The 12,043-nt window shown below is 43.7% G+C and carries 17 protein-coding genes; 12 read left to right on the forward strand and 5 right to left on the reverse strand.

Features of this window, described 5'->3' with window-relative positions; all coding sequences use genetic code 11:
• A partial coding sequence (locus HT709_RS02015) for a helix-turn-helix domain-containing protein (RefSeq protein WP_172925468.1) occupies positions 1 to 158 on the reverse strand: 158 nt, incomplete at its 3' end.
• Positions 159 to 337: 179 nt separating this feature from the next.
• Between HT709_RS02015 and HT709_RS02020 the strand changes: the two genes are divergently transcribed.
• From HT709_RS02020 to yidD, 10 genes are all read left to right on the forward strand, one after another.
• The gene (locus HT709_RS02020; RefSeq protein WP_000364990.1) at positions 338 to 586 is read left to right on the forward strand and encodes a YneF family protein; all 249 of its coding nucleotides are present in this window, start codon (positions 338 to 340) and stop codon (positions 584 to 586) included.
• A gap of 199 nt (positions 587 to 785) precedes the next feature.
• Positions 786 to 1,580 carry a glutamate racemase gene (racE, locus tag HT709_RS02025; RefSeq protein ID WP_000370389.1) on the forward strand — a complete coding sequence of 265 codons (795 nt, stop codon included), beginning with the start codon at positions 786 to 788 and terminating at the stop codon, positions 1,578 to 1,580.
• Complete coding sequence (locus HT709_RS02030) at positions 1,577 to 2,548, forward strand: nucleoside-triphosphate diphosphatase (RefSeq protein ID WP_000182415.1); 972 nt, start codon at positions 1,577 to 1,579, stop codon at positions 2,546 to 2,548. Before racE ends, HT709_RS02030 begins: the two co-directional genes overlap by 4 nt.
• Positions 2,524 to 3,045 carry a metallophosphoesterase gene (locus HT709_RS02035; RefSeq protein ID WP_001118953.1) on the forward strand — a complete coding sequence of 174 codons (522 nt, stop codon included), beginning with the start codon at positions 2,524 to 2,526 and terminating at the stop codon, positions 3,043 to 3,045. The genes HT709_RS02030 and HT709_RS02035 overlap by 25 nt, the downstream gene beginning before the upstream one ends.
• Positions 3,042 to 3,503: a cyclic-di-AMP-binding protein CbpB gene (gene cbpB, locus HT709_RS02040; RefSeq protein ID WP_000560717.1), complete on the forward strand. Its 462-nt coding sequence runs from the start codon at positions 3,042 to 3,044 to the stop codon at positions 3,501 to 3,503. Before HT709_RS02035 ends, cbpB begins: the two co-directional genes overlap by 4 nt.
• Entirely contained in the window at positions 3,500 to 4,234 is a 735-nt protein-coding gene (xerD, locus tag HT709_RS02045) for a site-specific tyrosine recombinase XerD (RefSeq protein ID WP_279586237.1), read from the forward strand. Before cbpB ends, xerD begins: the two co-directional genes overlap by 4 nt.
• Entirely contained in the window at positions 4,234 to 4,962 is a 729-nt protein-coding gene (locus tag HT709_RS02050; RefSeq protein ID WP_000351897.1) for a segregation/condensation protein A, read from the forward strand. The genes xerD and HT709_RS02050 overlap by 1 nt, the downstream gene beginning before the upstream one ends.
• An 18-nt stretch (positions 4,963 to 4,980) precedes the next feature.
• Positions 4,981 to 5,550 carry an SMC-Scp complex subunit ScpB gene (gene scpB / locus HT709_RS02055; RefSeq protein WP_000105310.1) on the forward strand — a complete coding sequence of 190 codons (570 nt, stop codon included), beginning with the start codon at positions 4,981 to 4,983 and terminating at the stop codon, positions 5,548 to 5,550.
• The gene (locus tag HT709_RS02060) at positions 5,537 to 6,259 is read left to right on the forward strand and encodes a pseudouridine synthase (protein ID WP_001222227.1); all 723 of its coding nucleotides are present in this window, start codon (positions 5,537 to 5,539) and stop codon (positions 6,257 to 6,259) included. The genes scpB and HT709_RS02060 overlap by 14 nt, the downstream gene beginning before the upstream one ends.
• Entirely contained in the window at positions 6,259 to 6,501 is a 243-nt protein-coding gene (yidD, locus tag HT709_RS02065) for a membrane protein insertion efficiency factor YidD (protein ID WP_000821633.1), read from the forward strand. The genes HT709_RS02060 and yidD overlap by 1 nt, the downstream gene beginning before the upstream one ends.
• A 118-nt stretch (positions 6,502 to 6,619) precedes the next feature.
• On the opposite strand, the gene HT709_RS02070 is transcribed toward yidD, so the two are convergent.
• The 4 genes from HT709_RS02070 to HT709_RS02085 all read right to left on the reverse strand — a co-directional run bounded on the left by HT709_RS02070 (position 6,620) and on the right by HT709_RS02085 (position 10,341).
• Positions 6,620 to 7,591 (reverse strand): siderophore ABC transporter substrate-binding protein, encoded by a 972-nt coding sequence (locus HT709_RS02070; protein WP_000858270.1) that lies wholly within the window; start codon positions 7,589 to 7,591, stop codon positions 6,620 to 6,622.
• A 95-nt stretch (positions 7,592 to 7,686) separates the two neighbouring features.
• Positions 7,687 to 8,439 (reverse strand): ATP-binding cassette domain-containing protein, encoded by a 753-nt coding sequence (locus HT709_RS02075; RefSeq protein ID WP_172925466.1) that lies wholly within the window; start codon positions 8,437 to 8,439, stop codon positions 7,687 to 7,689.
• Complete coding sequence (locus HT709_RS02080) at positions 8,436 to 9,392, reverse strand: iron chelate uptake ABC transporter family permease subunit (RefSeq protein ID WP_050261390.1); 957 nt, start codon at positions 9,390 to 9,392, stop codon at positions 8,436 to 8,438. Before HT709_RS02080 ends, HT709_RS02075 begins: the two co-directional genes overlap by 4 nt.
• The gene (locus HT709_RS02085; protein WP_000777228.1) at positions 9,382 to 10,341 is read right to left on the reverse strand and encodes an ABC transporter permease; all 960 of its coding nucleotides are present in this window, start codon (positions 10,339 to 10,341) and stop codon (positions 9,382 to 9,384) included. Before HT709_RS02085 ends, HT709_RS02080 begins: the two co-directional genes overlap by 11 nt.
• A 237-nt stretch (positions 10,342 to 10,578) precedes the next feature.
• Here HT709_RS02085 and pepA point away from each other — a divergent pair, with 237 nt between their 5' ends.
• Both pepA and HT709_RS02095 read left to right on the forward strand, forming a co-directional pair.
• Complete coding sequence (gene pepA / locus HT709_RS02090) at positions 10,579 to 11,643, forward strand: glutamyl aminopeptidase (protein ID WP_000209170.1); 1,065 nt, start codon at positions 10,579 to 10,581, stop codon at positions 11,641 to 11,643.
• 21 nt (positions 11,644 to 11,664) lie between these two features.
• Positions 11,665 to 11,961, forward strand: a complete 297-nt coding sequence (locus HT709_RS02095; protein ID WP_172925467.1) for a bacteriocin immunity protein — start codon at positions 11,665 to 11,667, stop codon at positions 11,959 to 11,961.
• The last annotated feature ends 82 nt before the right edge of the window (positions 11,962 to 12,043 follow it).

A 12,043-nucleotide genomic window follows, 5' to 3' on the forward strand; every position in this document is an offset into this window, starting at 1 on the left:
TTTCCGTGTCTGAAGGCTTCTTTTCCTTTCTGTCGATAGGCTAGTAGCAGACGATTGATTTGTCTTTCAGAAAGATTCAGTTCGACACAGGGTCGTTTCTTTGTTTTCTTTCCTTGGTCTATAGCTTTTATCACAAGATATTTTTTCGTTTCATTCATATTCAGTTGGATACTTTTCATACGACTATTTTATCAAATGGGACATTTTCACGTTCGATTTACTAAAGACATTCTCACATTCGAATTACATTCCATCCCTGAAAGCGTAAAACAAACTAGTCAGGGTGGCTAGTTTGTGGTATAATGAAAGAGACTCAAAAAGAAACAGGAGAAATATGATGGATTTACTTTTAGCAATTGTATTGATTGTGCTAGCTTTTCTAGGAGGAGCTCTGGGAGGAATGTACTTGGTTCGTAAGCAAATTGAAAAGGAATTTGCTGACAACCCACGTTTGAATGCTGAAGCAGTTCGTACTCTTTTGAGTGCAAATGGTCAAAAACCAAGCGAGGCTAAGGTACAACAAGTTTACCACCAAATCATCCGCCAACAAAAGGCAGCCCTTGCTAACAATAAAAAGAAAAAATAAATAAGGAAAAGTCTGGGATGAAAGTTCCAGACTTCTCACTATGTTGGCTATGGTTTAGGGGTGAGACTTTTTCCTTGCATTCTATTGATATTTGATTATGATTAAGAGAGATAGTTGTTGATTAGGCTATCATTCTGTTCATAAGGATCAATAATCATAATGAACTATCAATCAGAAAAAAGACTAGAAAGAAGACTGTATGGATAATCGACCAATTGGTTTTTTGGATTCGGGTGTCGGGGGCTTGACCGTTGTGAGCGAGCTCATGCGCCAACTTCCCCATGAAGAAATCGTCTATATTGGAGATTCGGCACGGGCGCCCTATGGTCCCCGTCCTGCTGAGCAAATTCGGGAATATACTTGGCAGTTGGTCAACTTTCTTTTGACCAAGGATGTCAAAATGATTGTCATTGCTTGTAATACTGCGACTGCGGTCGTCTGGGAAGAAATCAAGGCTCAACTAGATATTCCCGTCCTAGGTGTGATTTTGCCAGGAGCTTCAGCAGCCATCAAGTCCAGCCAAGATGGGAAAATCGGAGTGATTGGAACGCCCATGACGGTACAATCAGACATCTACCGTCAGAAAATCCATGATCTGGCTCCAGACTTACAGGTGGAGAGTTTGGCCTGTCCCAAGTTTGCCCCTTTAGTGGAGTCAGGTGCCCTGTCAACCAGTGTTACCAAGAAAGTGGTCTATGAAACCCTGCGTCCCTTGGTTGGAAAGGTGGATAGCCTGATTTTGGGCTGTACCCATTATCCGCTCCTCAGACCCATTATTCAAAATGTCATGGGGCCAAAGGTTCAGCTCATCGATAGTGGGGCAGAGTGCGTACGGGACATCTCAGTCTTACTTAATTATTTTGAAATCAATCGTGGTCGCGATGCTGGACCACTCCATCACCGTTTTTACACAACAGCCAGTAGCCAAAGTTTTGCACAAATTGGTGAAGAATGGCTGGAAAAAGAGATTCATGTGGAGCATGTAGAATTATGACAAATAAAATTTATGAATATAAGGATGACCAGGACTGGTATGTTGGGTCTTATAGTATTTTTGGTGGCGTTAACAGTTTGAGCGACTATAAGACAGATTTTCCTCTGTTTGAATTCTCCAAAATATTTGGAGATGAAGAGTATGGTTTCCCGCTTTCAGTTACTGTTTTACGCTATGGTTCTACCTACCGTTTGTTCTCCTTTGTGGTAGACATGCTTAATCAAGAAATGGGACGAAACTTGGAAGTTATTCAACGTCATGGGGCCCTGCTCTTGGTTGAAAATGGGCAACTCTTGTATGTAGAATTGCCTAAAGAAGGGGTCAATGTTCAAGATTTTTTTGAGACAAACAAGGTCAGAGAAACCTTATTGATTGCGACTCGTAACGAGGGCAAGACCAAGGAATTCCGAGCTATCTTTGACAAGCTAGGCTACGATGTGGAAAATCTCAATGACTACCCTGACTTGCCTGAAGTAGCTGAAACAGGCATGACCTTTGAAGAAAATGCCCGCCTCAAGGCAGAAACCATTTCTCAATTAACGGGCAAGATGGTTTTGGCAGATGACTCAGGTCTCAAAGTCGATGTCCTTGGTGGCTTGCCAGGTGTCTGGTCAGCTCGTTTCGCAGGAATGGGAGCTACTGACCGTGAAAACAATGCCAAGCTCTTGCACGAATTGGCCATGGTCTTTGAACTCAAGGACCGCTCGGCTCAATTCCATACAACCCTAGTCGTAGCCAGTCCCAACAAGGAAAGCTTGGTTGTTGAAGCAGACTGGTCAGGCTATATTAACTTTGAACCCAAGGGTGAAAATGGCTTTGGTTACGATCCTCTCTTCCTTGTAGGAGAGACAGGCAAGTCCTCAGCTGAATTAACCCTCGAAGAAAAAAATAGTCAATCTCACCGTGCCTTAGCCGTTAAGAAACTTTTGGAGGTATTTCCATCATGGCAAAGCAAACCATCATTGTAATGAGCGATTCTCATGGCGATAGCTTGATTGTGGAAGAAATCCGTGATCGCTATGTGGGCAAAGTTGATGCCGTTTTTCATAACGGCGATTCTGAACTGCGTCCTGATTCTCCCCTTTGGGAAGGCATCCGTGTTGTTAAAGGGAATATGGACTTCTATGCAGGTTACCCAGAACGTTTGGTGACTGAGCTTGGTTCGACCAAGATTATCCAAACCCATGGTCACTTGTTTGACATCAATTTCAACTTTCAAAAGTTGGACTACTGGGCTCAGGAAGAAGAGGCCGATATCTGCCTCTATGGTCACTTGCATGTGCCAAGTGCTTGGATGGAAGGCAAGACCCTCTTTCTAAATCCAGGTTCCATCAGTCAACCACGTGGAACCATCAGAGAATGTCTCTATGCTCGTGTGGAGATTGATGATAGTTACTTCAAAGTGGACTTTTTGACACGAAACCATGAGGTGTATCCAGGCTTGTCCAAGGAGTTTAGCCGATGATTGCCAAGGAGTTTGAGACTTTCTTGTTGGGGCAGGAGGAAACTTTTTTGACTCCTGCTGAAAATCTAGCCGTGTTGATTGATACCCACAATGCGGATCATGCGACCCTCTTGCTCAGTCAGATGACCTATACCCGTGTTCCTGTTGTGACAGATGAAAAACAGTTTGTTGGGACGATTGGGCTCAGAGATATTATGGCTTATCAGATGGAGCATGACTTGAGCCAAGAAATCATGGCGGATACGGATATCGTTCATATGACCCAAACGGACGTAGCGGTTGTTTCGCCTGATTTCACCATTACGGAGGTCTTGCACAAGCTGGTAGATGAGTCCTTCTTGCCGGTTGTGGATGCGTCTGGTATTTTCCAAGGGATTATCACGCGCAAGTCTATCCTCAAAGCAGTCAATGCCCTCTTGCATGACTTTAGTAAGGAATATGAGATTCGATGCAAATGAGAGATAGGATTTCAGCCTTTTTAGAAGAAAAGCAGGGCTTATCTGCCAATTCCAAGCAGTCCTATAAGTATGATTTGGAGCAATTTTTAGACATAGTAGGCGAGCGGGTTTCTGATACTAGTCTCAAGATTTACCAAGCCCAGCTAGCCAATCTAAAAATCAGCGCTCAGAAGCGAAAGATTTCGGCCTGTAATCAATTTCTCTACTTTCTCTATCAAAAAGGAGAAGTGGACAGCTTTTACCGTTTGGAATTAGCTAAACAAGCTGAAAAGAAGACCGAGAAGTCAGAACTGTTAGACCTAGACTCTTTTTGGCAGGAAAGCGACTATCCAGAGGGCCGCTTACTGGCTCTCCTAATCTTGGAAATAGGGCTCTTGCCCAGTGAGATTTTAGCTCTAAAGGTTGCGGATATCAATCTGGATTTTCAGGTGTTGCGAATCAAGAAGGATTCCCAACAGAGGATTGTCACCATTCCCACAACCTTGCTTTCAGAGTTGGAACCCTTGATGGGCCAGACCTATCTTTTTGAAAGGGCAGGGAAAGCCTATTCTCGTCAGTGGGCCTTTCGTCAGCTAGAAGCTTTTGTCAAGGAGAAAGGTTTTCCAGCACTATCAGCCCAAGCCTTGCGGGAACAGTTCATTCTACGACAAATTGAAAACAAGGTCGATTTGTACGAAATTGCAAAAAAATTAGGATTAAAAACAGTCCTGACCTTAGAAAAGTATAGATAATGGATATTAAATTAAAGGATTTTGAAGGGCCCCTGGACTTGCTCTTGCACCTGGTTTCTAAGTATCAGATGGATATCTACGATGTGCCCATTACGGAAGTCATTGAACAGTATCTAGCCTATGTCTCAACTCTGCAGGCCATGCGTCTGGAAGTGACGGGCGAGTACATGGTCATGGCCAGCCAGCTCATGCTGATTAAGAGTCGTAAACTCCTTCCAAAGGTAGCGGAAGTGACAGATTTGGAAGATGACCTAGAGCAGGATCTTCTCTCTCAAATCGAAGAATACCGCAAGTTCAAGCTTTTGGGGGAGCACTTGGAAGCCAAGCACCAAGAACGGGCCCAGCACTATTCCAAAGCGCCGACAGAGTTGATTTACGAAGATGCGGAGCTTGTGCATGACAAGACGACCATTGACCTCTTTTTGGCTTTTTCAAATATCCTAGCCAAGAAAAAAGAGGAGTTTGCACAAAATCACACGACTATCTTGCGGGATGAGTATAAGATTGAGGACATGATGATTATTGTGAAAGAATCCTTGATTGGACGAGATCAATTGCGCTTGCAGGATTTGTTCAAGGAAGCCCAGAATGTCCAAGAGGTCATCACCCTCTTTTTGGCAACCCTAGAGTTAATCAAAACCCAGGAGCTGATCCTCGTGCAAGAGGAGAGTTTCGGAGATATCTATCTCATGGAAAAGAAGGAAGAAAGTCAAGTGCCTCAAAGCTAGACTTGATAGAGAGGAAAGATGAGTACTTTAGCAAAAATAGAAGCGCTCTTGTTTGTAGCGGGTGAAGATGGGATTCGGGTCCGCCAGTTAGCTGAACTCCTCTCTCTGCCACCGACAGGCATCCAGCAGAGTTTAGGAAAATTAGCCCAGAAGTATGAAAAGGACCCAGATTCCAGTTTGGCTTTGATTGAGACAAGTGGTGCTTATAGATTGGTGACCAAGCCTCAATTTGCAGAGATTTTGAAGGAATACTCTAAGGCGCCTATCAACCAGAGCTTGTCTCGGGCTGCCCTTGAGACCTTGTCCATTATTGCCTACAAACAGCCGATTACGCGGATAGAAATTGATGCCATCCGTGGGGTTAACTCGAGTGGAGCCTTGGCAAAGTTGCAAGCTTTTGACCTGATAAAGGAAGACGGGAAAAAGGAAGTATTGGGGCGCCCCAACCTCTATGTGACTACGGATTATTTCCTAGATTACATGGGGATAAACCATTTAGAAGAATTACCAGTGATTGATGAGCTTGAGATTCAAGCCCAAGAAAGCCAATTATTTGGTGAAAGGATAGAAGAAGATGAGAATCAATAAGTATATTGCCCACGCAGGTGTGGCCAGTAGGAGAAAAGCAGAAGAGCTGATCAAGCAAGGTTTGGTGACGGTTAACGGCCAAGTGGTGCGTGAACTAGCAACCACTATCAAGTCAGGCGACAAGGTCGAAGTTGAAGGTCAACCTATCTACAACGAAGAAAAGGTCTATTATCTGCTTAACAAACCACGCGGTGTGATTTCCAGTGTAACAGATGACAAGGGTCGCAAGACGGTTGTCGACCTCTTGCCCAATGTCAAAGAGCGCATTTACCCTGTGGGTCGTTTGGACTGGGATACATCAGGTGTCTTGATTTTGACCAATGATGGGGACTTTACAGACGAGATGATTCACCCTCGTAATGAGATTGACAAGGTTTATGTCGCGCGTGTTAAAGGTGTGGCCAATAAGGACAATCTCCGCCCCTTGACCCGTGGTCTTGAGATTGATGGTAAGAAAACCAAGCCAGCTGTTTATGAAATTCTCAAAGTGGACCCAGTCAAAAATCGCTCTGTGGTGCAGTTGACCATCCATGAAGGGCGTAACCATCAGGTTAAAAAGATGTTTGAAGCTGTTGGTCTCCAAGTAGACAAGTTGTCTCGGACTCGTTTCGGACACCTAGACTTGACAGGACTCCGTCCAGGAGAATCCCGTCGTCTTAACAAAAAAGAAATCAGCCAACTACACACCATGGCTGTAAGCAAGAAATAATGAAACGAATTTTAATAGCGCCTGTGCGCTTTTACCAACGTTTTATCTCGCCAGCCTTTCCACCCTCTTGTCGCTTTGAGCCGACTTGTTCCAACTACATGATTCAGGCTATTGAAAAACATGGCTTCAAGGGTGTCTTGATGGGCTTGACTCGGATTTTACGTTGTCATCACTGGTCGAAAACAGGTAAGGACCCCGTCCCAGATCACTTTTCCCTTAAACGGAATCAAGAAGAAAAATAAGAGGCTGGGCAAACAGATTTCAAAATGATAAAAACGCATCCTATCAGGTTTTCATGAACTACTTGATAGGATGTGTTTTATCATGTCAAAATTTTACTTAAATTGAGTTTAAATCAGCTTATTTCAAGGCTTTTTGTGTGTCTTCAATCATGAGTTTTGTTGATTCAAGACCTCCTCCACTTAGATACCAGAGGTCTGGTGTTAGTTGGATAATCTTACCATTTTTAGCGGCAGGTGTTTCAGCGATAAGGGCATTTTCTAGGACACCGTCGTTGCTAGAGTTGTCCCCACCGATGGCAAGAGTACGGTTGATGACAAAGAGGATGTCAGGATTGATTTCTTTGACACTTTCAAAGCTGACTTCTTGTCCGTGGCGAGAATCTTCAAATTGAGTATCAGTTGGCTTGAATTTTAAGGTTTGGTACAAGAAAGAGAAACGAGATTGGGCACCAAAGGCAGCCATTTTTCCTTCATTGAGGAGGATGGCAAGGGCTTTTTTGTCAGAGCTTTCATTTTTAGTAGCGACTTCTTGGATGCTCTTGTCTAGCTTGTCCAATTCTTCCTTGGCTTTCTGTGTACTAGTTTCACCAAAGGCGCTTGCTAGGGATTCGATATTAGTCTTGGTAGAAGTCCAGTAGTCGTCCTTGCTTGCTTGGAAGAGAACTGTTGGGGCGATTTCTTTGAATTTGTCTACGAATTTTTGTGTACGTAGGGAAGCAATAATCAAATCAGGCTCAAGGGCGGCGATAGCTTCTAAATCAGGTTCTCTCATAGAACCAACATTTTTAACTTTTCCAGCTAGGTCTTTGAGATAGGTTGGTACTGTTTTTGTAGGCATTCCAACGATATTTTTTTCAAATCCTAGAGCACGAATAGTATCCGCAGCGCCGAGGTCAAAGGTCACAATCTTTTCAGGAACTTTGGAAAGTTTGACTTCGTCTAGTGAACTTTTAATGGTTATCTCTGTTGGAGCAGAGTTGCTTGTTTCCGACTGACTAGTGCTTGAGTTTGTATTTGTACTGCATGCACCAAGTAGAAGCAAGAAGCTGGCCACTAGGGCAGTGAAATAAAGTTTAAGGGATGTTTTCATGATTTCTCCTTTTTAAAATGTGATAACGATTTAGGGAGTCTCTTGGTCTTATTGACTAAGAGACCGAAGGTTCTCTAACTTGAGCTTCTATGTTACTAGCTATAGATACAGATCTTTTTGCCATTGATATCAGCTAGCGTGATAGGAATCTCATAGAGTTGACTGAGCAGGTCAGCCTGCATGATTTGATTGGTTCTTCCCTTGCTAAAGACTTGACCGTCCTTGAAGGCGATAATTTCATCCGCATACTGGCTGGCCATGTTAATATCGTGGAGGACGATGATAATGGTCTTGCCGAGTTCCTCCACCAGTCGCTTGAGAATCTGCATCATGCTGACGCTTTGCTTGATATCGAGATTGTTGAGCGGTTCGTCTAGTAAGATAAAGTCCGTATCCTGGGCCAGTACCATAGCGATAAAGACGCGCTGGAGTTGTCCCCCAGACAGGCTATCGATGTAGCGGTCTTTTAAGTCTGTCAGTTCCAGATAGTCCAGAGTTTCTCGGATTTTTCCCCAGTCTTCTTCTCTCAGGCGTCCTCGGCTGTAGGGAAAACGTCCAAAACTGACCAGTTCTTCCACCGTCAATTTGGCTTGGTAATTGATTTTCTGCTTTAGGATAGTCAGTTCTTGAGCCAGTTCTTGCGAATTCCAACTCTCGATTTCACGGCCTTTGATACTGAGAATTCCCTGATCTTTCTTGGTCAGTCTGCTCATGATGGAGAGGAGAGTCGATTTTCCAGCACCATTTGGACCAATGAAGGCTGTCAGTTTCTGAGGACTGACTTCAAGCGAAATGCCTTGCAAAATATCCTGTTTTTGAATGGATTTGTCAATGTTTTCCAGTTTCACCGACGCGCCCTCCTATAAAGTAAGATAAAGAATAAGAAGCCACCCACACTCTCGATGATCATACTGATGCGAATTTCCAGCGCAAAGACTCGTTCAATCAAGGCCTGCCCCAAGGTCAAACTGATAAATCCGACCAGAATGGCCACGATAAAGAGCAACTTGTGCCGATAGTCTTTGACAATTAGGTAAGTGAGGTTGGCTAGCATAAAGCCGAAGAAGGCCATAGGTCCTACCAGGGCAGTTGCTGTTGAGGTCAAAAGTACGATACCCCAGAGGAGTTCTTTCTGTTCTTTTTCAACATCGAGTCCCAATACCTGAGCTGTTTCTCTTTGCAGGTGCAAGACATCCAGAATGACTGCTTTTTGAAAGAAAAAGATTGTCAAAGCAAGGATAATCAGAGAACCAATGGCTAGGATGGAAGTGTTGAGATGTTGAAAGGAGGCAAAGAGACTATTCTGCAGTTTATCGTATTCGTTTGGATCCATCAGGACCTGAAGGAAGGTACTGATATTTCGAAAGAGACTTCCGAGGGCTAGACAGATCAACAGAATGAAGACAAGGTCTTGCTTCATCAGTGTCTTCAAGTAGCCTTGCAAGGCGAGAAAGAAGAGGGATTGAAGTAGAAGTAAGACTAGGAATTCTAAAATGGGAGACTTCCCGAGTTGAAGAAACTTACTTTCAAAAACCAGTAGTAGGGTTTGTAGTAGGACGTAGAAGGATTCGATTCCTAAAATACTAGGCGTCAGGAATCGATTTTCCGTCAGGGTTTGAAAACTAATGGTCGAAATCCCAGTCGCGATGGCTACCAAGAGATAAACGATGATCTTTTGGGAACGCAACTTCCAAGTAAAGGCTGACAAGTGAGTGATGGGCCAAAAGTAGAGAAGACAAGCTCCGATGGCAAGAATAATGAGAATCCAGAAGAGCTTGGTATGTTTGCTTTTAGTCTGCATCTTTTCGTCCCCCTCTCCAGAGAAGTAGGATAAAGACGAGGCTACCAATGATTCCTAGCAAGAGACTGACAGACAACTCATAGGGTCTGATCAGAACTCGGGATAGGATATCGCAAGCCAGAACTAGATTGGCACCAACCAGTGCGACCATGAGTTTGGTTTGACTCAGATTATCTCCATAACGCTTGCGAATAAGATTGGGAACAATAACTCCAAGAAATGGTAAGGCACCCACGGTAATCATGGTGACGCTTGTCGTTAATGCAATCAGAAAGAGAGCTAGTTTTTCAAGTAGGGAGTAAGAAATCCCCAAACTTTCACTGGTTTCTTTTCCTAGATTCATGATGGTAAAAGTTTGGGATAATTTCCAAACGGCTATCAGGATAATGAGGCCTAAGAAGAGCCACTCATACTGATGGGTCTGAATCATGGAGAAGGATCCTTGGGTCCAAGCAGTCATACTCTGAACCAGATTGAAACGATAGGCGATAACTTCTGTGACTGAGTCGATAATCCCACTATAGATGATTCCAATCAGAGGCAACATCCACCTTTCCTTTACAGTAAAAATGGTCATAAAGGCTAGGAAGAAGAGGGTAAATATGATGGATGAAACAAAAGCGAAGAGCATCTTTTGGGTTAGACTCGCAGACGGAAAGATAAAGAGGCTCAATACCATTCCCAGTTTGGCGGCTTCAGTGGTTCCAACTGTACTCGGAGCAGCAAACTGATTTTGAGTGATGGTCTGCATGAGAAGGCCTGCCATACTCATACTAGAGGCCGCAAGGAGAATACTGATGGTTCTTGGAAGACGGGACTCCTGAAATAGTAGCCAGGTCTGCTGGTCGAAAGCAAAGAGTTTTCCCCATGAAAAATCACTGGTTCCAATGCTAATAGAGAGAAAGACTAGGAGCAGAAGTAAGCCAATTAAATAATGAGAAAGTTTCATACCCCGTCCTTTCATGTAGATTTGGTATCGAAAGATACCTGCGGATATTACTGTAACATGTTTTTTCTAATCTGTCAATAAAATTTCTGACAATTTAATGTAAAAAAGAAAGAAAAATTCCTGAAAGAATATCTGTCTCTCTTTTTTATAGGAAAACTGAGTAAGAAACTATCCACCTTCCCACTATCCTTCTCCTCTAAAAAGTGGTAAAATGGATGAAAGAAAGAAGGAACTGAAATGACAACATTATTTTCAAAAATCAAAGAAGTAACAGAACTTGCTGCTATCTCAGGTCATGAAGCACCTGTCCGTGCTTATCTTCGTGAAAAGTTGACACCGCACGTGGATGAAGTGGTGACAGATGGCTTGGGTGGTATTTTCGGAATTAAACATTCAGAAGCTGCAGATGCACCGCGCGTCTTGGTCGCTTCTCACATGGATGAAGTTGGTTTTATGGTCAGCGAAATCAAGCCAGATGGTACCTTCCGTGTGGTAGAAATCGGTGGTTGGAATCCTATGGTGGTTAGCAGCCAACGTTTCAAACTCTTGACTCGTGACGGTCGTGAAATTCCTGTGATTTCGGGTTCTGTCCCTCCACATTTGACTCGTGGAAAGGGTGGACCAACTATGCCAGCTATTGCAGATATCGTCTTTGATGGCGGTTTTGCGGACAAGGCTGAGGCAGAAAGTTTTGGCATCCGTCCTGGAGACACCATCGTACCAGATAGCTCTGCAATCTTGACAGCCAATGAAAAAAATATCATCTCAAAAGCTTGGGACAATCGCTACGGTGTTCTTATGGTTAGCGAGTTGGCGGAAGCTCTTTCAGGCCAAAAACTCGGAAATGAACTCTATCTGGGTTCTAACGTCCAAGAAGAAGTTGGTCTTCGTGGTGCTCATACTTCCACAACTAAGTTTGACCCAGAAGTTTTCCTAGCAGTTGACTGCTCACCTGCTGGTGATGTTTATGGTGGTCAAGGCAAGATTGGAGATGGAACCTTGATTCGTTTCTACGACCCAGGTCACTTGCTTCTCCCAGGTATGAAAGATTTCCTTTTGACAACGGCTGAAGAAGCGGGTATCAAGTACCAATACTACTGTGGTAAAGGCGGAACAGACGCTGGCGCAGCTCATCTGAAAAATGGTGGTGTCCCATCTACAACAATCGGTGTTTGCGCTCGTTATATCCATTCTCATCAAACCCTCTACGCTATGGATGACTTCTTAGAAGCGCAAGCTTTCTTGCAAGCCTTGGTGAAAAAATTGGATCGTTCAACGGTTGATTTGATTAAAAATTATTAAACCATAAGGGAGGTGGTAGGGATGGTAGAACCAAACCTAGAAAGCCTTATAAAAGATCTTTACAATCATGCTCGACATGATTTGAGTGAAGATTTAGTTGCTGCTCTCCTAGAGACTGCTAAAAAACTGTCTACTACAAATGAGCAATTGCTGGCAGTCCGTCTCTCAGGACTGGTCAATCGTGAATTGCTCAAGAATCCCAAACATCCGGCACCTGAGTTGCTCAACTTGGCTCGCTTTATTAAAAGAGAAGAATCCAAGTACAGAGGAACCGCAGCTTCTGCGCTTATGTATGGGGAGATTTTTAAAATGCTTTGATTCCATTGTGGATCAAAGTATTTTTTGGTACGACGGGCATGTCGTGCATCTGAGGTGTAAGTTCTCGGTGGGCACCTGCTAC

This window comes from Streptococcus sp. 1343 (assembly GCF_013277355.1).
In the GTDB taxonomy this organism is placed as follows: Bacteria; Bacillota; Bacilli; order Lactobacillales; family Streptococcaceae; genus Streptococcus; species Streptococcus pseudopneumoniae.